Below are 19,914 nucleotides of genomic sequence, written 5' to 3' on the forward strand. Positions count from 1 at the left end.
AAAAAGCCAGTCACGAGGACTGGCTTGAGTTTGTTTAGTAAATATTGCGTTTGCTACGGGCGACGTCGACCCGTAAACAGGCTGACCAGGAACAGAATAATACCGACGACGAAGACAATTTTCGCTGCCCATGCCGCGGTACCCGCCAGTCCACCAAAGCCCAATGCGGCGGCAATTAACGCGATAACCAGAAATATAATGCCCCAACGAAACATAAGCCTCTCCTTACCATAGTTAATGTCGGCCGCTAAACGTGAGCGCTCAGGTCACTCACCGGCTTTTCCAGAATCGTTTTTATTTCGCCCACGGTTATAAGCCTTACGGGCGAATGGTACTGCTTTACTTCGTTTTCAGATCGTTTTTGACGCTTTTCACACCATCAATAGCTTTCGCAATTGACTCGGCACGATCGCTCTGTGCCTGATTCTCAACCGTACCGGACAGTTGGACCACACCATCGGTGGTTTCAACTTTCACCATACGGGATGGCACGATGTCGTCAGCTAACAGTTTAGCTTTGATTTCGCTGGTAGTTGCTGCATCTCCGGCATAGCCCTTCACGGACGATTCTTTGCTGTCACGTACGTGCAGTTTGTCGCTGACGGAGCTTACGCCCTCAACACCTTTCGCCACTTTAACGGCTTCTTCAGCCTGGGTCTGGCTTTCAACGAAACCGCTCAGGGTGACAACCTTGTTGTCGGTTTTAACAGAAATATCGGTGCTCTTAATGGAGTCGTGATCCACCAATGCGGCTTTCACTTTTGCTGTGATTGAGCTGTCATCCATGAAATTACCGACTTTATTCATAGAGCTATCGATTTTTTCCCCTGCGGTATTGGCGGAACTTTGCGCTTTATCCATGGTGCTGGATTCCGCCAGAGCAGAACCGCTTACCAGGACACTACCCAACGTTACAGCCAGCAGAGTTTTAGAAATCTTCAGTCTTGTCATATTCATCGATTTATTCCTGTGTTTTGCCCGTTATTTGGGCGACATACTTCCCTAAATCTTGGTTTTATATATTGCGAATTAACACCGGGGCAAAATGGAGAACCAATGGACATGCATTGAACAGTTAATTCATCCACACCCGGTGCTAAACACTGAGTTAAATATAGATCACAATCAGAGGGGTGCATTCAGAATTGGGGAAAAAACGAACGAATAGCGAAAAATTGCGGTGAATTAAGAACATTCCGCAAGGGTTTAATAACACAGGAATTAAAGAAGAGCACGGCGGCTGCCGTGCTCTGAGAGGGAATTAATGCTCGCGCGTTTTGCGGAACTGAACATCAGGATAACGTTCCTGCGTCAGGTTCAGGTTAACCATGGTCGGGGCGATATAGGTCAGGTTATCGCCACCGTCCAGCGCCAGCTGAACTTCGTTCTTACGTTTAAATTCTTCGAATTTCTTCACGTCTGAACATTCAACCCAGCGGGCGGTCGCCACGTTCACCGATTCGTAAATCGCTTCCACGTTGTACTCGCTCTTAAGACGGGCAACCACCACGTCAAACTGGAGCACACCCACCGCGCCCACGATCAGATCGTTGTTAGCAATAGGGCGGAACACCTGTACAGCCCCCTCTTCGGAAAGCTGGACCAGGCCTTTCAGCAGTTGCTTCTGCTTCAGCGGATCGCGCAGGCGAATGCGGCGGAACAGTTCTGGCGCGAAGTTCGGGATACCGGTGAACTTCATCATCTCGCCCTGCGTGAAGGTATCGCCAATCTGAATGGTACCGTGGTTGTGTAAACCAATGATGTCACCCGGATAGGCTTCTTCTACATGCGAACGGTCGCCTGCCATGAAGGTCAGCGCGTCGGAGATCACCACGTCTTTACCGATACGGACCTGACGCAGCTTCATGCCCTTCTCGTACTTACCGGAGACCACGCGCATAAAGGCAACGCGGTCGCGGTGTTTCGGGTCCATGTTGGCCTGAATTTTAAAGACGAAGCCGGAGAACTTCTCTTCCTTTGCTTCTACTTCGCGGGTGTCGGTTTTACGCGGCATTGGCTGCGGGGCCCACTCCACCAGACCGTCGAGCATATGGTCAACGCCAAAGTTGCCGAGGGCGGTACCGAAGAAGACCGGGGTAATTTCACCGCTCAGGAACAGCTCTCGGTCGAACTCGTGCGACGCGCCTTTAACCAGCTCCAGCTCATCGCGCAGCTGCGCGGCCAGCTCTTCACCGACCGCTGCGTCCAGATCCGGGTTGTCCAGACCTTTCACGATGCGCACTTCCTGAATGGTGTGACCCTTACCGGTCTGGTACAGGTAGGTTTCGTCTTTATAGAGGTGGTAAACCCCTTTGAACAGCTTGCCGCAGCCAATCGGCCAGGTGATTGGCGCGCAGGCAATCTTCAGCTCGTTTTCCACTTCATCCATCAGCTCCATCGGATCACGGATGTCACGGTCGAGTTTGTTCATAAAGGTGAGGATCGGCGTATCGCGCAGACGGGTGACTTCCATCAGCTTGCGGGTACGATCTTCAACACCTTTCGCGGCGTCGATCACCATCAGGCAGCAGTCCACCGCCGTCAGGGTACGGTAGGTATCTTCGGAGAAGTCTTCGTGCCCCGGGGTGTCCAGCAGGTTCACCAGACAGTCGTGATACGGGAACTGCATCACGGAGGTGGTAATCGAAATACCACGCTGCTTTTCCATCTCCATCCAGTCGGATTTAGCATGCTGGCTGGAGCCACGGCCTTTAACGGTACCCGCGGTCTGGATCGCCTGTCCGAACAGCAACACCTTCTCGGTGATGGTCGTTTTACCGGCATCCGGGTGCGAGATAATGGCAAAAGTGCGGCGTTTGGCCACCTCTTGCAGATAAGGAGACAACGTCATAATCAATTCTTCTTAGGTAAGCGCGGCAGCAGGCCGCGCATCATGGAATACGAAAAATGCGGCTATTTTACCCATCAACAGGGGGCAGGCAATCATTGTTTACACAGGAGCTGCTCCAGTTCGTTCAATGACGTAACGGTCCAGGTCGGCTCGATGCCTTCCGGCAGCATGCGGCCATGCGCATTCAGCCAGACGGTCGACAGGCCCGATCTCATACCTCCCAGAATATCAGATTCTGCCGTATCCCCCACCATCAGCACGCGATCGCGGTCAGGATTGCCCGCTTGCGCCAACGCATAATCGAAAATACGCGGATCCGGCTTCGGTACGCCCACCTCTTCGGAGATCACCAGCGCGTCGAAATGATCGCGCAGGCCGGTGCGTTCAAGGCGAATCTGCTGAAGCGCGGTAAAGCCGTTGGTAATGATCCCAAGCTTCACCTTCCCTTTCAGCGAATCCAGCAAAGAAACGGCGCCGGGCAGCGGCGCGCAGATATCCGCCATCGCATTCAGGAAGGCCTCGTTCAGCACCCCAGGACTCACGTTTAACCGTTCAGCCCACACGTCAAAACGCTGATGCTGAAGCTGTAACGCGGTGATGGCTCCGTTCTGGTAATCCACCCACAGCGGTTTGTTCACCGCCTGATAGTCCTGAAAATCTTCCGCGGTGAACGTCACGCTATAGTCGAGAAACATCCGCTGTAGGCCGCCGAACGAGTCAAACGTAAACAGCGTTTCGTCGGCATCAAAGAAAATCCAGTCCCATTTCATCGTTACAACCTTATTTTCGTTATCCAATCGGCAGAGCCATGATAATGGCGTCTTCACGTCCCTCTGCGGTGGGGTAGTAGTTACGGCGGATAGTCGCCTCGTTGAAGCCTAAGCTTTCATAGAGCGCGATGGCGGCGACATTGGACGCGCGCACCTCCAGCCACAGGGTGAAAACGTCACGGGTTTCCAGCTCACGAATGAGGTGCTCAAGCAGTTCCCTGCCCAGCCCGCGGCGCTGGTATGCGGGATCGACCGCGATATTAAACAGCGTCGCCTCGTCCAGAACGACCTGCGTGATGGCGAACGCAGCCATCGCACCGTCAACGTCCAGGCGGAGATTTAAATAGCGTTCGCCCTGATTGCTGGCAAACGTCTTTTCGCTCCACGGAAAGGCATGGGCGCGGGTTTCAATCGCGAACGCGGTGGTCAGGTCAGCCGTCGTGAGGGAAGAAATCGTGTTCATATTCGCAAATTTGTTGCCATAGCGCGCTACGCGCTTTTGGGTTGGCTTTCAGTTCGTCCAGCGCTGGAGAACTGATCTGGCTTCCTTCAAGGGGTAGCTCATCCACCGCCCCGATTCGCCAGCTGTTACAGCGGCTGTCAGAGGGAAGCATCGCGACGCTTTCGGGCGCCAGCTGTAATACCTGATCGTGGGTCACCTTCAGGCTGCGAAGGACATCCTCAATCAGGGGCTCGTTCAGGGCAGGCGGCGCTTCTGCCACCATCACCAGGCGGACATGCGCAGGGATGGAGATGGCTATTTCGCCCCGCAACGCCGTCGGGCGACGCAAAGCCCACTGGGTGATGCCCAGTTGCTGCAACTGCCAGTCTCGTCGGGATGTCATAGCGAAAACTCCTGTCTCTCAGGCGCGCAAATATAGCAAATGTGTCGAAACTGCGCCATCTACCTACTATAATCCCCGCCTGAGTTTATTGAGGAACAATTCATGTCTGCATTTACCCCGGCAAGTGAAGTCTTGCTGCGTCACAGTGATGATTTCGAAGAGAGCCGTATTCTGTTTGCCGGAGATATGCAGGATGACCTGCCCGCACGTTTCGACTGTGCTGAAAGCCGTGCCCACACCCAGTACTATCACCACTGGCAGGTGCTGAGCCGCCAGATGGGCGAGCGCGCGCGCTTTAGCCTGGCGGCGGAGCAGAGCGATATTGCTGACTGCGATACGCTCATTTACTACTGGCCGAAAAACAAACCGGAAGCCCAGTTCCAGCTGATGAACCTGCTTTCTCTGCTGCCGGTCGGCTGCGATATTTTTGTTGTCGGTGAAAACCGCAGCGGGGTGCGTAGCGCAGAGCAGATGCTCGAAGCCTGGGCGCCGCTGACGAAAATCGACAGCGCCCGTCGCTGCGGCCTGTACCATGGTCGTCTGGAAAAACAGACCACCTTCGATGCCGACGCCTTCTGGGACGAGTACCAGCTTGACGGCCTGACCATTAAAACCCTGCCGGGCGTGTTCAGCCGTGATGCGCTCGATACGGGCAGTAAGCTGCTGCTGTCCACCCTGACGCCTCATACCAAGGGCAAAGTGCTGGACGTCGGCTGTGGCGCGGGCGTGCTGTCAACGGTTCTCGCCAGTCACTCACCAAAAGTGCGTTTAACCCTGTGTGACGTGAGCGCTCCGGCGGTAGAAGCCAGCCGCGCCACGCTTGCTGCGAATGGCATTCAAGGCGACGTGATTGCCAGCAACGTCTTCTCCGACGTGACCGGTCGCTTTGACATGATCATCTCTAACCCGCCGTTCCACGACGGAATGGAGACCAGCCTTGAAGCGGCGCAAACGCTGATCCGTGGCGCAACCCGTCACCTCAACAGCGGCGGTGAGCTGCGTATTGTGGCGAACGCCTTCCTCGCATACCCGAAAGTACTGGATGAAACCTTTGGCTTCCACGAAGTGATCGCCCAGACGGGTCGCTTTAAGGTCTATCGCACCGTGATGACGCGCCAGGCGAAAAAGTAACCCCCCCGGTCCGGCGATGGCTGACGCTGCCATCGCCCAATTTTGCAGCAATCAAAACAACGTGCGCAATTTTCTGTTGACGTAAAGCTGAAAACATCTAGAATGCGCCTCCGTGGTTACGATACTTTTACAGTGTCGATGGTATGCGAAGGTGGCGGAATTGGTAGACGCGCTAGCTTCAGGTGTTAGTGTCCTTACGGACGTGGGGGTTCAAGTCCCCCCCCTCGCACCATAAATCACGTTGATATTGCTCGCACTGGGCGAAGGTGGCGGAATTGGTAGACGCGCTAGCTTCAGGTGTTAGTGTCCTTAGGATGTGGGGGTTCGAGTCCCCCCCCTCGCACCAACGAGGCGATATCAAACCAGTAAGATGACTGTGCGAAGGTGGCGGAATTGGTAGACGCGCTAGCTTCAGGTGTTAGTGTCCTTACGGACGTGGGGGTTCAAGTCCCCCCCCTCGCACCAATTATCTTACATCCTCTCAGCAGTGCCTCTTCTTTTTCCCTTTTATTTCAAACTCATCAGAATCACCAGCAGTCCACTGATTAGCGCCACGCATGAAGGCAGCAGGACATAATGCCGTAACTGTTTGTGCCAGATCATCGCGGATGTCACCAGCAAGCCTGAAACAATCATTGCTTTCCAGACATCAATGGGGAGATCGGTAAACATCAGCCCACCGATAATGGAACCAGGCAGTAATATTCCCCACCCACTTCCCAGCGCTTTGCTCAACATGGTTTCACCTCTCGCACTGATAATGATAACCAGTATCATATGATAGTAATTATCACTTGTCAGCAGGCGACGTAAGAAATTGCGCCAGCAATTGCTTTCCCATAATGACAGAGAATGTGTAAGGTGATAAATTGCCCACCTGTTAACTTCCGATAAAGTTTTTCTGATAATAAAAATTCAATTTTGTAGCGACCAATATTACACAACAACACCTTGCTCATTGTTTTAATTGAGTTTTAATAAAAACGCACGCATATGACATCACAATCCTGGCTGTCTTTAGTCAACAAGAAATATCAGCTATCTTTACGTTTGTTTTTATTTCTGAACGCCGCATCAGCATTGTTCTCGGTAACAAATCCTCTCTATTCCGTGCGTGTGTTATCAGTCCCGCTCTTTGCCGTACTGACTATCAGCACAGGCTTACTTATCTGGCACTGGAAAAACAGCACGCGAAAAATAAATATCCCTGTTGTTTCAGCTATTTTTGGTCTTTTATGGGCCTGGCAGATCGTCTCTAAATTTCTGTTAATCACGCACGATCACGCGACCTATTTAATGATGGCGCTATTAACAGTGCTTTTTATAGGGTCTCTGGCGTTCGCGAGTAATATTAAAGCCTTTACGTTACATTCATTTCCCGCCTTTATATCCTGCCTGTGGCTTAGCCCGTCCGAAAACTGGCTGAGAATGGCCTATTTTTTCGCGCTGCCGGTGGTCGCCATTGGTATCCATCATGTTCTTCAGCGGCGCAATGACCGTTTCGCCCAGGAGCTGCTTTCCGAACTGCTGGAGGAGCGCGAAACCCTGACCGATCTTAGCATGATGGACCCGCTCACCGGCCTGTATAACCGTCGCGGGCTGCAAAGCCGGCTGGAGAACCTTCCCAGGCCTGACGCTGGCGAGCACTTCGTGCTGCTGATGGATATCGACCACTTCAAAGCCTACAACGACCATTACGGCCATATGATGGGCGATCAGGCCTTGATCAGGGTCTCGGCTGCGATACGCGACGCCGTGCGCTCACGCGATGTTGTCGCCCGGTTTGGCGGGGAAGAATTTATGGTGCTGTTGAGTAACATCCCGCTGGAGCAAGCGCGCCAGACGGCTGAACGCATACGTCAGAAGGTTTACGATCTTAAAATCCCCCATATGTTTAACGAAAGCGTCGCCACTAACGTGACCATCAGCATCGGCATCGCCATGTTCGAAGGTGAAGACGTTGAGGGCGCGCTGGCGAAAGCGGATAAAGCCCTCTATGAAGCCAAGCATATGGGACGTAACAGCATTCTGCTGAGCGAAGAGCTTCATACTGCCTGAAACCGCCTTCACAGCGCCAGGATAAAACGCTTGCGCTTGGTTTTATCTATAGTTAGGATTAGCAATCATTATCATTTAGATTTGTAATCCACACTATGGCGACTCGTACCGCACACATCGTTGAGCCCCTGCTCTGGCGAGCTCCACTCTCCGCCGGGGAAACGACGCTTGCGGATGCCATTCGGGAAAAAATTGCCGTAACGCGCGCTCATCTGCTGGATTTCATCAAACTGGATGAAGCACCGCCGCATCATGCGCTGACGCTGACTGAGTGGCAACGTCCTGCCGAGCTGCGGTCGCTGCTGGCAACCTATTCCGACCATATTTATCGTAACCAACCTACCCTGACGCGGGAAAATAAACCGCTGTTATCCCTCTGGGCACAGTGGTATATCGGGCTGATGGTGCCGCCCGTCATGCTAGCCCTGCTGACCCAGGAAACGATGCTCGATCTCTCGTCGGAACATTTCCATGTTGAATTTCATGAAACCGGGCGCGCTGCCTGTTTCTGGATTGATGTACATGAAGATCCGAGCGCGAGACACCTGTCAGCGCAGGCGCGTATGGAACGGCTGATTACAAGAGCGCTGGTTCCGGTCATTGATGCGCTGGAAGCGACGGGAGAGATTAACGGCAAACTGATCTGGAGTAATACCGGGTATCTTATCCACTGGTATTTAACGGAAATGAAGCCGCTGCTCGGCGACGAGAAAGTGGATGCACTGCGTCAGAGCTGTTTCTTTGCCAGACAGCTATCGGATGGACGGGATAACCCTCTTTACCGCACCGTGGTTCCGCGTGAGGGACTTCTGGTACGTCGTACCTGCTGTCAGCGCTACCGTCTGCCGGACGTCCAGCAGTGCGGCGATTGCACGCTTAAGTAGTCTGGCCCGGCCTGATACCCGCAGTGAGAGAGAACAAACACTAAAAACGGCAACCTGCGTTGCCGTTTTGCTTTTACCTAAGCGACCTGCTCATTTTCCTCTTCTCCATTACGCTGTGCTTCTTCCGCTTCCTGCTGAAGCAACTGTTTCTCGTACACCTTGAAGAACGGGAAATAGATAATCGCGGAAACGCAGGCCAAAACCAGCACCAGAATGGCTGCACGGAAATCCCAGCCCAGCGCCCAGGCGGCACCAACCGGAGCCGGTGCCGTCCACGGCACGACGGAAATCACGCGGCCAATCAGATCAAACTTCATCGCTGCCCATGCCAGCACGGCATTAACCATCGGCGCCAGCAGGAAAGGAATAAAGAACACCGGGTTCATCACAATCGGCGTACCGAAAATTACCGGCTCATTAATATTGAAAATGCTGGGCACCACGCTCAGACGTCCAATAGAGCGCAGGTGCGCGGAGCGGCTACGCAGATAGCAGAACACCAGACCCATCGTCGCCCCCGATCCGCCGATAACGATAAAGAACGTCCAGAAGGCTTCCATAAAGATGTGTGGCAAAGGCTGGCTTGCCGCCAGCGCGGTCTGGTTCGCCCCCAGGTTCGTCAGCCAGAACATTTGCAGCATCCCGGAGACAATCGCCGCGCCGTGGATCCCGGCAAACCACAGCAGGTGGCCAATCAGCACCGCCAGCAGGATCGCAGGCAGCGAGTCAGCCGCAGAGACCAGCGGTTTGAATATCGACATGATGGCCTGTGGGATCAGCATACCGACCTGCGACTGGATCAGCAGACTCAGCGGATAGAGCGTCAGCACCACCACCAGCACCGGGATAAGCAGATCAAACGAGTTTTTGATCATCGGCGGAACCTGGTCTGGCAGGCGGATCCCGATATTGTGTGCTTTCAGGAAACGCATCATCTCAACGCAATAGATCGCCACCAGAATCGCGGTGAAAATACCGGTCCCTCCCAGGCTATCGACCGGCAAAGCGCCTTTGGTTTTAGGGGCGGCGACCAGCAGGAACGCCATCAGCGACAGCATCGCGCACATGAACGGATCCAGCTGATGGGTTTTAACGTAATGTTTGCCCAGGTTGTAGGCAATAGCCGCACAGATATAAAGGGACATCACCCCCATTGTCATATCAAACGGCGTCAGAATTTGGCCTTCAAACTGCTTCGCCATATCCAGCCAGGCGCGAGCAAAACCCCAGGTGGTATCAGGCGAAAAAGGTGGGTAAGCGAACACTAACAGAAACGAGCCCACAATCATAAACGGCATCGCTGAGATAAACCCGTCACGAATAGCCATAACGTGACGCTGGGAAGAGATGCGCCCGGCAATAGGGCTAACATAATTTTCAACGAAGCGGAAAATCAGATTAAATGCAGCATGGTTGGCAGACATAGCAGATCTCCTGTCATACGTTCGTTTCGGACGTTCTCACGTCACACGTTGTTCCATACATCAGCGTCACAACCTTGCCGGATCGTGTACCTGCGGTACTGCTCAAACGGAATGGTTTCATAATTAGCTCTTATTATTAGATACAGGGGAAGTTACACACTCAGTATTAATCTGTGCATCACGCTCTGCAACCGGTTACTGTAACCGGTTTCTGTGAATGTGAAGGCGATCCAGAAATCGCCCCTGACGGATATTTGTTACTTAAGGGATATTTACAGCGACTAAATTCTTATGACAGATTACGCAGGATATTTGTCAGGAGGAATCAATGAGTTTGCAGTCTGTACAACAGTTTTTTGCCGAACACGCTCCGGATATAGAGATCATTGAGCTTAACCAAAGCACAGCGACTGTTGCCCTTGCTGCTGCCGCGCACAACGTTGAACCCGGCCAAATTGCCAAAACGCTGTCACTAAAAATTAAAAATGACGTGATTCTGGTGGTTGCAAAAGGCGATGCGCGTCTGGATAACAAAAAGCTTAAAGAGACATTCGGCGCAAAAGCCCGCATGCTCAGCAGCGATGAGGTAGTCACCCTGACAGGTCATCCTGTTGGCGGCGTCTGCCCTTTCGGACTGGAAAACCCGCTTTCTGTTTACTGTGACATCACATTAAAACAATACGCGGAAGTGTTACCCGCAGCGGGCGCCATCCACAGTGCGGTGCGTATATCGCCCGACAGAATGGCGGAACTGACCGCAGCAAAATGGGTGGATGTGTGCATTTGAACGATGCGCCAGAAGCACTCTGGCGCATCATTTAACGCTAAGAGAATGAAGGAACGGTGAGAGCGGAACGACGAACTTCCCGGGCAGGGAGATGCGCCAGGATATCCGCCGCATCCAGTAATCCCACGTCAGAATTGACGCCCAGCTTTACCATGGCGTTAAACTTATGCGCCCGGATAGTTTTAATATTGCGTTCAAGCTGTGCTGCAATTTCAGGGATCGAAAAACCCGATGACATATAACGCAGAATCGCCCTCTCGGTTGGGCTTAACATACGATTGCTAACACACCAGTGATTGTACATGTTGTCGTTCACCTGATGCGTTTCGCTGAGTAATGTCTTCAGGCCCTCCATTAGCTGCTTTAGCGGAACCGATTTACTGATGATTCCATGCAAGCGAGAAGGCGAAAGATGGCTGACCAGCCTCGCCTCCATTTCGTCAGAGGCCAGCACAATACGCTGGACGTCGCTGTGGGTGAAGGTGAGATCCCGTAAACAGGCAAGACAGTTTCTCCGCTCCTCACGCTCATCAGACAGTGAATAGATAACCGCATAGAATGAGATATCCGAGAGCGCCGCTTTAAAGCTGGCGAATCTGCTAAACAGGTGCACCTGGTAATGGCTCAGGCTGGGCATCGCAAAGAGATGCTTCAACCCCACAGCGCTCATTGAGCAGCTTTCGATGACGGCGATATGTCTTGTTGCAGTGGTCTTTTCCATTCCTCAAACTCTCCATAAGCCGACATTAAACTGAGTTCTCGCATTCCCTGGGTACTGCTTATCCACGCGTACATATCGGCATTACTGCGAAGTGATAAGCGACGCATTGCACTGTTTTTCTGTGCGCTGATCGTTTTATTACTTTTATTCAGTAGTGTGGCAATTTGGTTGATTCCCCAACCTTTACCGAGTAAACGCAACACCTTGCGTTCAGAGTGAGTGAGTGCAATCATTTGCTCACTCTCCTCTTCAATATCGGGCGTTTCCGGTATTAATAACGTCTGGCTTATTCGCTCGGCACGTTCACTGCCCGCGCGAATAGCGTTAATGACGCCTTCAATAGGCTCCATATCTGAAAGCAGCGTGCTTTCCGGACGCATAAGAAGCTCTACTGCAAGCGGATAAAGAGGACGCGAGACAAGGAATATCCAGTGAATATCCCGATACTGATTCATTAATCCATAATACTGCTCAAGCGTGCCGCGAGGATTACGATACTCACCCGAAATATCGGCAATAACGACCCCGGCGCGACGCAACTGAAGTAGCGTCAACTCCTGCATCGAACGGCAGTACGTTATCTCAAAATCGGGAAAATGACGCGACATGACGCCACCTAACCCATTTTGCATAACCGGCACTCTGCTAATCACAACTCCGTGTTTACCATTCAATGGCAACATAGACCCTCCATGTCATGAATTCATTATTTAAGAACGAACTAACCCTACGAGGTTAAACACGTTTGTATTCCTTAGTACAAAACGGCTTAATATTCGTAAACCAGAAGAAATGTCACATGGGTTATGAAACGCCCAATACAGTCTTAATATCGCATAAAGACTACAAGAATTTAATTCTGGTTGTGTGAAAAGATCGAAAATATGAAATTAGAAATACTTAATATATTTTTTTTATAAATTCTCGTCACATATTCATTAAATAAATAAAGATACGGCCTCTTCGCCATGCTGGACACGCAACTGATCGCACAAATGTTGATCTGGCCCAGCGCAAAGGGCCCTGCCCTTTGTGTTAAAAGTAAGCAATCTCTCTTCTCTTCAGGGCGTTTCATGCAGGCAGATCGGTCTACGCAACGTGCTACCACGCGGCTATGTATTCAGTGCGGACTTTTTCTTTTACAACACGGGGCAGAAAGCGCCCTCGTCGAAGAACTTTCCACACGCCTTGGTCTGGCGCTGGGGATGGACAGCGTTGAGAGCTCCATCTCGTCAAATGCCATTGTACTGACCACCATTAAAGACGGACAGTGCCTCACCTCCACTCGTAAAAATCATGACCGCGGCATTAACATGCACGTCGTGACGGAAGTGCAGCACATTGTGATCCTTGCTGAACACAGGCTGCTCGATCTGCGGGAAATAGAGAAACGCTTCAACCAGATCAAACCTCTCCGGTATCCACGCTGGCTGGTTGTGCTGATGGTGGGACTCTCCTGCGCCTGCTTCTGCAAGCTCAACGCGGGCGGATGGGACGGCGCAGTCGTGACCTTCTTTGCCAGCAGCATCGCGATGTATGTCCGCCAGTTGTTGACGCACAGGCAACTGCATCCGCAAATTAACTTCTGCATCACGGCATTTGTGGCGACAACCGTATCCGGCCTGCTTTTGCGCCAGCCTTACTTCGCCAACACGCCTACTGTTGCGATGGCCGCCAGCGTATTGCTGCTGGTGCCGGGTTTTCCCTTAATCAATGCCGTCGCTGATATGTTCAAAGGCCACATCAACACCGGTCTGGCACGCTGGGCGATAGCCAGCCTGCTGACGCTGGCGACCTGTATCGGGGTGGTAATGGCCATGACACTCTGGGGGTTACGCGGATGGGCGTGATCGATTTTCTGCTCGCACTGGCGCAGGACATGCTCCTGGCAGCCCTTCCCGCCGTTGGCTTTGCGATGGTGTTTAACGTCCCGCAACGTGCATTACCCTGGTGTGCGCTGCTGGGTGCCATTGGCCACGGGTCACGTATGATCATGATGACCGCGGGCTTTAATATCGAATGGTCGACGTTTATCGCCTCCATGCTGGTCGGCAGCATCGGTATTCAGTGGTCCCGCTGGTATCTGGCGCATCCGAAGGTGTTCACCGTGGCGGCAGTCATTCCTATGTTCCCGGGTATTTCAGCCTATACGGCGATGATTTCCGCCGTCAAAATCAGCCACTTTGGCTACAGCGAACCGCAGATGATCCTGCTTCTGAGCAACTTCCTTAAAGCCTCGTCGATTGTGGGCGCGCTCTCCATCGGCCTGTCGATCCCCGGCTTATGGCTTTACCGCAAACGTCCACGCGTATAATAAAATAGCTTGCAATTGTATCGCGCACTATCTATATTCATTTCATGGATGCAAAAATGAACGACACCACTAACGCGCTTCTGCTGGATAACCAGCTCTGTTTTGCCCTCTATTCGGCAAATCTGGCGCTTAACAAGCTCTACCGGCAACTGCTGGCGCCGCTTAACCTGACCTACCCGCAATACCTGGTGATGCTGGTGCTGTGGGAGCAGGATGATATTACGGTATCAGACATTGGCGAGCGGCTGTTCCTGGATTCCGCCACGCTGACGCCCCTGCTGAAACGCCTGGAAAGTGCAGGATTAATCTTCCGCCAGCGTTCCCGTCAGGATGAGCGTCAGGTCGCCGTCACCCTGAGCGACGCGGGTCGGGCGCTGCAACAGCAGGCCGTGACGATACCCCACGCCGTGGGCTGTGCAGCGCAGTGTGATACCGACACCATGCTGGCGCTCAAGCACCAGCTCGAACTTTTGCGCCAACAGCTTCATCGCGCGTAAGGCTATACTTTACGCGCCTGATTTTAACTTAATACATCGCGCGCTATTTAATAGTGCATAAAACGTAAGATGAGGAACCTGCCATGTCTTTAGAAAAAGTTGTTTACACTGCCAAAGCCAAAGCAACCGGAGGCCGTGATGGCCGCGCAACGTCTTCCGATGGCGTTCTGGATGTCAAACTGGGTGTCCCCAAAGAGATGGGTGGCATGGGGGGTGAAGTAACCAACCCTGAACAGCTGTTCGCTGCGGGCTACTCCGCCTGCTTCCTGGGCGCAATGAAGTTCGTTGCGGCACGCGACAAATTCGCTCTGCCAAAAGATGCCTTTATTGAAGGTGAAGTGGGGATTGGCCCGCTGCCAACCGGTTTTGGTATCGAAGCGAAGCTGAACATCCACGTTGAAGGGATGGACGCAGCAGAAGCCAAAAAACTGGTGGATGCGGCGCATATTGTCTGTCCGTACTCTAACGCGACGCGCGGCAATATCGACGTGACGCTGAACATCATCGCGTAATCAGCTCCTGTGATTTTAGCCCCGGTAAGCGTAACGCCGCCGGGGAAATCCTCTCCTTTCCTCTCCTCTCTCTGTGCTACCATAACCCTCAATCACGCCCGTAGTAATCAGTTGAGAAAGTGTTATGTCCTCCAGAATCCTGACCACCAGCATTGCTGGCATTGATGCCTTTATGCGCGATCCTCGCGGTGTGTTGACGCACGCCGAAGGCGGCACGCTCGCGGTATTTGCCGACAACGCCCCGGCGTTTTATGCGGTCACGCCGGAACGTCTGGCGCAGCTTCTGGAAATTGAAGCGAAGCTGTCGCGCCCGGCGAGCGATGTCATGCTGGATAATCAGTTTTTTGACGAACCCGCCAGCGCTCCGGTGGCCGTTCCAATGGGGAAATTTCCCATGTACGCCGGTTGGCAGCCGGACGCCGATTTTCAGCGGCAGGCGGCCTTATGGGGAATAGCCCTCGCGCAGCCCGCGACGCCAGAAGAGCTGGCGGCCTTTACCGCTTACTGGCAGGCTGAAGGAAAAGTCTTCCACCATGTTCAGTGGCAGCAAAAGTTCGCGCGCAGTCTGCAAATCAACCGCGCCAGCAACAATGGCCAGCCAAAACGTGATATCAATGCCTTTTCAGAACCGGACAAAAAAATCCCTGATGGATTCCGAGGTGCGAAATGAAAAACGTCGGCGACCTGATGAAACGTTTGCAGAAGATGATGCCCGCCAACGTGAAGCCCGCCTTCACCACCGGTGAAGAGCTGCTGGCGTGGCAAAAAGAGCAGGGTAAAATTCGCGCGGCTGCCCTCGCCCGCGAAAACCGCGCGATGAAAATGCAGCGCACCTTTAACCGCTCTGGCATTCGCCCTCTGCACCAGAACTGCTCCTTCGAGAATTATAAGGTCGAGTCGCAGGGGCAGATGAACGCCCTTAACCAGGCGCGCCAGTATGTGGATGAATTTGACGGCAACATTGCCAGCTTCATCTTTAGCGGAAAACCCGGCACGGGGAAAAATCACCTTGCGGCCGCTATCTGCAACGAGCTGCTGCTGCGCGGGAAGTCAGTGCTGATTATCACCGTGGCCGATATTATGTCCGCCATGAAGGACACCTTCAGCAACCGCGAAACCAGCGAAGAACAGCTGCTGAATGATTTAAGTAATGTGGATTTGCTGGTCATCGACGAGATCGGCGTCCAGACGGAGTCCCGCTACGAAAAAGTGATCATCAACCAGATTGTCGATCGCCGTTCGTCGTCAAAACGCCCAACAGGTATGCTGACGAACCACAATATCGACGAGATGACCCGACTTCTTGGCGAGCGGGTGATGGATCGCATGAAGCTGGGTAACAGCCTGTACGTCATCTTCGACTGGGACAGCTACCGCAGCCGCGTCACCGGCAAAGAGTATTAAGATATTTCCAGGGAGCGCCGGAAGAGCAGAGGTATATACTGAACCCACTTCTGGCCCAAAACGGACCTTGTTGAGTAAATCATTATGAAAAAACAGTTTCTTATCAGCATCCTTACTGGCACCCTGCTGGTGACTGGCGCAGCGCAGGCCGCATCATGGCAGGAGTCGCTCTCCAGCGCAGCAAGTGAGTTAACCAAAGAGAGCGGCTCTTCCCAGGGCGGGCTGTCAGCCTCGTCCCTCACCGGCCTGCTGAGTAACAGCTCCCAAAGCCTGAGCGCCGGAACGATGAACAATGCGGCGGGCATTCTGGAATACTGCGCGAAGCAGAAACTGGCTTCCGTCACCGATACCGAAAACATCAAAAACCAGGTGCTGGGTAAACTGGGTCTGGACACCCAGGAGCAGAAAGCGGACACCAACTATATGGACGGTATTCAGGGCCTGCTGAACGCGCAAAATGGCCAGCAGCTGAACCTCAGCACCCTTGGAAATTCATCTCTGGCGAAACAGGTGAAAACGAAAGCCTGCGATCTGGTGCTGAAACAAGGCGTTAATTTCCTCTCCTGATCGTCTCCCATTTTCTGCCACAACACGCCGGGTTTATTACGTTAGTCTTACACCGCGGCGTGAAGGGCGTTTTTTTATCCCCTGCCACCACCTCAGCCTCCGTATACCACGATGCGACTGTATTCAAAAATCCGATTTTATAAACCAAATCCTAACAACAGCACACTTTCGTGACACTAAAATTGCAGCTAAGCGACATCGCAATTACATTGTATTACCCAAAAAATAAGCAATTAGCCGGCTAAGCGTCCGGCATGATGAGGATCTGCTGTTGTCAGAGTTAATGTCCCTTGTCCTTTTCCTGGCTTCCATCGGCGTTTATGCCTGGAAAGCCGGTCGTCACACCTGGTGGTTTGTGGCCACCCTGGTGGTGCTCGGCATTTTTATTGTTTTAAACATTACGTTATATGCCAGCGATTATTTTACCGGCGACGGTATTAACGACGCGGTGCTCTACACGTTGACCAACAGCCTGACCGGCGCTGGTGTAGGTAAGTATATCCTTCCGGGTCTGGGGCTGGTGGTCGCCCTGGTGGGCATCTTCGCCGCGCTGGCCTGGGTTCTGCGCCGTCGCCGTCACCGTCCGCATCATCATGGCTACAGCCTGCTGGCGCTGTGCCTGGCGCTGGCCTCCGTGGATGCCAGCCCCGCATTCCATCAAATTACCGAGCTGGTAAAATCCCAGTCGCGCGATGGCGACCCGGACTTTGCGGCCTATTACAAAGAACCCTCGAAGAAGATCGACAATCCCAGACTCAACCTGGTCTATATCTACGGCGAAAGTCTGGAGCGCACCTATTTTGATACCGATGCTTTCCCGAACCTGACGCCAGAGCTTGGCGCGCTGAAAAACCAGGGCCTCGACTTCAGCCACACCATGCAGCTCTCTGGCACGGATTACACCATCGCCGGGATGGTGGCCTCCCAGTGCGGCATTCCGCTGTTCGCTCCGTTTGAAGGCAACGCTTCCGCCTCAATGTCGAGCTTCTTCCCGCAGAACATTTGCCTCGGCGATATCCTGAAAAACTCGGGCTATGAAAACTACTTTATGCAGGGCGCTAACCTGCGCTTTGCCGGGAAAGATGTGTTCCTGAAATCCCACGGTTTCGATCACTTGTATGGTTCCGAAGAGCTGAAAACCACGGTGGCCGATCCGGCCTACCGCAACGACTGGGGCTTTTACGACGATACCGTTCTGGATGAAACCTGGAAGAAATTCGAGGAGCTTTCCCGCGCCGGTAAACGCTTCTCGCTGTTTGCGTTGACCGTCGACACGCATCATCCGGATGGTTTTGTCTCACGCACCTGTAAACGTCAGGGCTACGACATTGACGGTAAAAACAACAAGTCGTTCAGCGCCGTGACCTGTAGCCAGGAGCATATCGCGGCGTTAATCGAAAAAATCAAAGCGTCGCCGTATTTCAAAAATACGGTCATCGTCGTCTCATCTGACCATCTGGCGATGAAAAACAGCGCCTGGGATGAGCTGAATAAGCTGGATCGCAGCAACCTGTTCTTTGTGCTGCGCGGCGATAAACCGCAGCAGGAGATCATTGCCGCTAAACGTAACTCGATGGATAACGGCGCTACCGTGCTGGATATTCTGGGTGGCGATAACTTCATTGGACTGGGCCGCAGTACGCTGTCGGGCCAGTCCCTGTCGGAAATCTTCCTCAACATGAAGGAAAAAATCCTCGCCTGGAAGCCGGATATCATTCGTCTGTGGAACTTCCCGAAAGAGATAAAAGACTTCACCATCGATCAGGATAAAAAAATGATCGCGTTCTCCGGCAGCCATTTCCGCCTGCCACTGCTGCTGCGCGTGTCGGATAACCGCGTCGAGCCGCTGCCGGAAAGCGAATACTCCGCGCCACTGCGCTTCCAGCTGGCGGAATTCGCCCCGCGCGATAATTTCGTCTGGGTCGACAAATGCTACAAAATGGGCCAGCTCTGGTCGCAACAGCTGTCGCTGTCCACCGACTGGTGCGTCTCTCAGGGGCAACTCGGCGGCGAGCAGACCGTGCAACACGTTGACAAACCGCAGTGGCAGGGAAAAACCGCGTTTAAAGATACGGTTATTGATACCGCACGCTATCAGCGCAACGTTGACCTGCTGAAAATCGTCGACAACGACATTCGTTATAAAGCAGACAGCTTCATCTTTAATGTTGCCGGCGCGCCGGAAGAGGTGAAGCAGTTCAGCGGTATTTCGCGGCCGGAATCATGGGGGCGCTGGTCTAACGCCCAGTTAGGCGATGAGGTGAAAATTGAATATACCCATCCGCTGCCGGAGAAATTCGATCTGGTGATCACCGCCAGGGCATTTGGTCCCAACGCGAATCGCCCTATACCGGTGCGCGTCGGCGATAAAGAACAGACGCTGACGCTGAGCAATGATGTCACCACCAGCACGCTGCACTTCGATAACCCAACGCGCAGCAATACGCTGGTCATTGTGCCGCCCGATCCGCAGTCCACTAACGAAGGGAATATTCTCGGTCACGCTCCGCGCAAGCTGGGGATCGGCATGGTGGAGATTAAAATTGTGAGCAGCGCTGGCTGATGACGGCGTTCACCCTTCGCCCGACGCGCATCGACGACGTCGCTGCCCTGCCCGCCATCGAACGTGCGGCGGGCAGCGGTTTCGCGACGTTCCTGAGCTGGCCTGGCTGGCAGACAATGAGGTTATTTGTGTTGAAGATCACCTCGGTTACGCCGGACGCGGATTAAGCTGGCTGGCGCTGGCTGACGACAGGCCTGTGGGCTTTATTCTCGCCGAAGCTCATCCATCGTCGCTGTTTATTGTGGAACTGTCGGTTCACCTGGACTGGCAGGGACGAGGTCTCGGACGCCAGTTAATCGCCCGTGCCGCCGCGCATGCCCGCAGTCTGGGGCTGAACTCGCTGACGTTAACGACGTTTCGTGATGTCCCGTGGAATGCGCCCTTCTACAGGCGATTAGGGTTTGAAATGCTGACGACGCTGACGCCGGAACTGCGCCAGAAACGCGAGGAAGAGACGGCGCACGGTTTAGCATATGGTTCCCGCTGCGCCATGCGCCTGCCTCTGTAAGATCGCCCGGTGGCGTTGCGCTTACCGGGCCTACAAAACCCATTTCCGCAGGCCGGGTAAGGCGCAGCCGCCACCCGG

Annotated in this window: 22 protein-coding genes, 3 tRNA genes and 1 pseudogene; 16 read left to right on the forward strand and 10 right to left on the reverse strand. The window is 53.3% G+C overall.

The window, feature by feature from the left end:
- Window positions 1-53 precede the first annotated feature (53 nt).
- The 6 genes from ACOTX1_RS10120 to ACOTX1_RS10145 all read right to left on the reverse strand — a co-directional run bounded on the left by ACOTX1_RS10120 (window position 54) and on the right by ACOTX1_RS10145 (window position 4,466).
- Window positions 54-215 carry a DUF1328 domain-containing protein gene (locus tag ACOTX1_RS10120; RefSeq protein WP_003856556.1) on the reverse strand — a complete coding sequence of 54 codons (162 nt, stop codon included), beginning with the start codon at window positions 213-215 and terminating at the stop codon, window positions 54-56.
- A 124-nt stretch (window positions 216-339) separates the two neighbouring features.
- Window positions 340-957, reverse strand: a complete 618-nt coding sequence (gene osmY / locus ACOTX1_RS10125) for a molecular chaperone OsmY (protein ID WP_003856559.1) — start codon at window positions 955-957, stop codon at window positions 340-342.
- Window positions 958-1,261: 304 nt separating this feature from the next.
- The gene (gene prfC / locus ACOTX1_RS10130) at window positions 1,262-2,851 is read right to left on the reverse strand and encodes a peptide chain release factor 3 (protein ID WP_003856562.1); all 1,590 of its coding nucleotides are present in this window, start codon (window positions 2,849-2,851) and stop codon (window positions 1,262-1,264) included.
- A gap of 92 nt (window positions 2,852-2,943) precedes the next feature.
- Window positions 2,944-3,621 (reverse strand): pyrimidine 5'-nucleotidase, encoded by a 678-nt coding sequence (gene yjjG, locus ACOTX1_RS10135; protein WP_003856564.1) that lies wholly within the window; start codon window positions 3,619-3,621, stop codon window positions 2,944-2,946.
- A 19-nt stretch (window positions 3,622-3,640) separates the two neighbouring features.
- Entirely contained in the window at window positions 3,641-4,084 is a 444-nt protein-coding gene (gene rimI, locus ACOTX1_RS10140) for a ribosomal protein S18-alanine N-acetyltransferase (RefSeq protein ID WP_003856565.1), read from the reverse strand.
- Window positions 4,053-4,466 carry a DNA polymerase III subunit psi gene (locus ACOTX1_RS10145; protein WP_003856566.1) on the reverse strand — a complete coding sequence of 138 codons (414 nt, stop codon included), beginning with the start codon at window positions 4,464-4,466 and terminating at the stop codon, window positions 4,053-4,055. Before ACOTX1_RS10145 ends, rimI begins: the two co-directional genes overlap by 32 nt.
- A 102-nt stretch (window positions 4,467-4,568) precedes the next feature.
- On the opposite strand from ACOTX1_RS10145, the gene rsmC reads away from it, so the two are divergent.
- The 4 genes from rsmC (at window position 4,569) to ACOTX1_RS10165 (ending at window position 6,062) form a co-directional block, all read left to right on the forward strand.
- Entirely contained in the window at window positions 4,569-5,597 is a 1,029-nt protein-coding gene (gene rsmC / locus ACOTX1_RS10150; protein ID WP_023315349.1) for a 16S rRNA (guanine(1207)-N(2))-methyltransferase RsmC, read from the forward strand.
- Window positions 5,598-5,742: 145 nt separating this feature from the next.
- Window positions 5,743-5,829: transfer RNA gene (locus ACOTX1_RS10155), tRNA-Leu, on the forward strand.
- A 28-nt stretch (window positions 5,830-5,857) separates the two neighbouring features.
- Window positions 5,858-5,943, forward strand: a tRNA-Leu gene (locus tag ACOTX1_RS10160).
- A gap of 32 nt (window positions 5,944-5,975) precedes the next feature.
- Window positions 5,976-6,062, forward strand: a tRNA-Leu gene (locus ACOTX1_RS10165).
- A 42-nt stretch (window positions 6,063-6,104) separates the two neighbouring features.
- Here ACOTX1_RS10165 and ACOTX1_RS10170 read toward each other — a convergent pair.
- Window positions 6,105-6,374 (reverse strand): DUF1435 domain-containing protein, encoded by a 270-nt coding sequence (locus ACOTX1_RS10170; RefSeq protein WP_032628028.1) that lies wholly within the window; start codon window positions 6,372-6,374, stop codon window positions 6,105-6,107.
- A gap of 216 nt (window positions 6,375-6,590) precedes the next feature.
- Between ACOTX1_RS10170 and ACOTX1_RS10175 the strand changes: the two genes are divergently transcribed.
- Together ACOTX1_RS10175 and fhuF are read left to right on the forward strand one after the other, a co-directional pair.
- On the forward strand, window positions 6,591-7,655 hold the full coding sequence (locus ACOTX1_RS10175; protein ID WP_003856569.1) for a GGDEF domain-containing protein: 1,065 nt from the start codon (window positions 6,591-6,593) through the stop codon (window positions 7,653-7,655).
- 95 nt (window positions 7,656-7,750) lie between these two features.
- Entirely contained in the window at window positions 7,751-8,539 is a 789-nt protein-coding gene (gene fhuF / locus ACOTX1_RS10180) for a siderophore-iron reductase FhuF (RefSeq protein WP_003856570.1), read from the forward strand.
- 77 nt (window positions 8,540-8,616) lie between these two features.
- Here fhuF and ACOTX1_RS10185 read toward each other — a convergent pair whose 3' ends face one another.
- Window positions 8,617-9,963, reverse strand: coding sequence for a PTS sugar transporter subunit IIC (locus ACOTX1_RS10185; protein WP_023315348.1), 1,347 nt, complete (start codon window positions 9,961-9,963; stop codon window positions 8,617-8,619).
- A gap of 328 nt (window positions 9,964-10,291) precedes the next feature.
- Between ACOTX1_RS10185 and ACOTX1_RS10190 the strand changes: the two genes are divergently transcribed.
- Window positions 10,292-10,750: a YbaK/EbsC family protein gene (locus ACOTX1_RS10190; RefSeq protein WP_003856572.1), complete on the forward strand. Its 459-nt coding sequence runs from the start codon at window positions 10,292-10,294 to the stop codon at window positions 10,748-10,750.
- Window positions 10,751-10,787: 37 nt separating this feature from the next.
- Here ACOTX1_RS10190 and bglJ read toward each other — a convergent pair whose 3' ends face one another.
- Complete coding sequence (bglJ, locus tag ACOTX1_RS10195) at window positions 10,788-11,420, reverse strand: DNA-binding transcriptional activator BglJ (protein WP_003856573.1); 633 nt, start codon at window positions 11,418-11,420, stop codon at window positions 10,788-10,790.
- Complete coding sequence (locus ACOTX1_RS10200; protein WP_003856574.1) at window positions 11,417-12,154, reverse strand: helix-turn-helix transcriptional regulator; 738 nt, start codon at window positions 12,152-12,154, stop codon at window positions 11,417-11,419. Before ACOTX1_RS10200 ends, bglJ begins: the two co-directional genes overlap by 4 nt.
- Window positions 12,155-12,544: 390 nt before the next feature.
- Here ACOTX1_RS10200 and ACOTX1_RS10205 point away from each other — a divergent pair, with 390 nt between their 5' ends.
- From ACOTX1_RS10205 to ACOTX1_RS10245, 9 genes and pseudogenes are all read left to right on the forward strand, one after another.
- Window positions 12,545-13,321 carry a threonine/serine ThrE exporter family protein gene (locus ACOTX1_RS10205; protein ID WP_023315347.1) on the forward strand — a complete coding sequence of 259 codons (777 nt, stop codon included), beginning with the start codon at window positions 12,545-12,547 and terminating at the stop codon, window positions 13,319-13,321.
- A complete protein-coding gene (locus ACOTX1_RS10210) occupies window positions 13,312-13,785 on the forward strand; it encodes a threonine/serine exporter (protein WP_003856576.1) in 474 nt (157 codons plus the stop codon). Before ACOTX1_RS10205 ends, ACOTX1_RS10210 begins: the two co-directional genes overlap by 10 nt.
- Before the next feature lie 44 nt (window positions 13,786-13,829).
- On the forward strand, window positions 13,830-14,282 hold the full coding sequence (locus tag ACOTX1_RS10215; protein ID WP_032608457.1) for a MarR family winged helix-turn-helix transcriptional regulator: 453 nt from the start codon (window positions 13,830-13,832) through the stop codon (window positions 14,280-14,282).
- An 83-nt stretch (window positions 14,283-14,365) separates the two neighbouring features.
- Complete coding sequence (locus ACOTX1_RS10220; RefSeq protein WP_003856578.1) at window positions 14,366-14,794, forward strand: organic hydroperoxide resistance protein; 429 nt, start codon at window positions 14,366-14,368, stop codon at window positions 14,792-14,794.
- Window positions 14,795-14,918: 124 nt separating this feature from the next.
- Window positions 14,919-15,464, forward strand: coding sequence for a primosomal protein DnaT (dnaT, locus tag ACOTX1_RS10225; RefSeq protein ID WP_003856579.1), 546 nt, complete (start codon window positions 14,919-14,921; stop codon window positions 15,462-15,464).
- On the forward strand, window positions 15,461-16,198 hold the full coding sequence (gene dnaC, locus ACOTX1_RS10230; protein ID WP_003856580.1) for a DNA replication protein DnaC: 738 nt from the start codon (window positions 15,461-15,463) through the stop codon (window positions 16,196-16,198). The genes dnaT and dnaC overlap by 4 nt, the downstream gene beginning before the upstream one ends.
- Window positions 16,199-16,282: 84 nt before the next feature.
- A complete protein-coding gene (locus ACOTX1_RS10235) occupies window positions 16,283-16,765 on the forward strand; it encodes a DUF2501 domain-containing protein (RefSeq protein WP_023315346.1) in 483 nt (160 codons plus the stop codon).
- A 271-nt stretch (window positions 16,766-17,036) separates the two neighbouring features.
- Window positions 17,037-19,328 carry a phosphatidylglycerol--membrane-oligosaccharide glycerophosphotransferase gene (opgB, locus tag ACOTX1_RS10240; RefSeq protein ID WP_023315345.1) on the forward strand — a complete coding sequence of 764 codons (2,292 nt, stop codon included), beginning with the start codon at window positions 17,037-17,039 and terminating at the stop codon, window positions 19,326-19,328.
- Window positions 19,328-19,836, forward strand: a pseudogene (locus ACOTX1_RS10245) (GNAT family N-acetyltransferase). The gene opgB and the pseudogene ACOTX1_RS10245 overlap by 1 nt, the downstream one beginning before the upstream one ends.
- Window positions 19,837-19,914: the final 78 nt, after the last annotated feature.

This window comes from Enterobacter cloacae complex sp. IR5401 (genome assembly GCF_049238425.1).
GTDB lineage: Bacteria > Pseudomonadota > Gammaproteobacteria > Enterobacterales > Enterobacteriaceae > Enterobacter > Enterobacter hormaechei_C.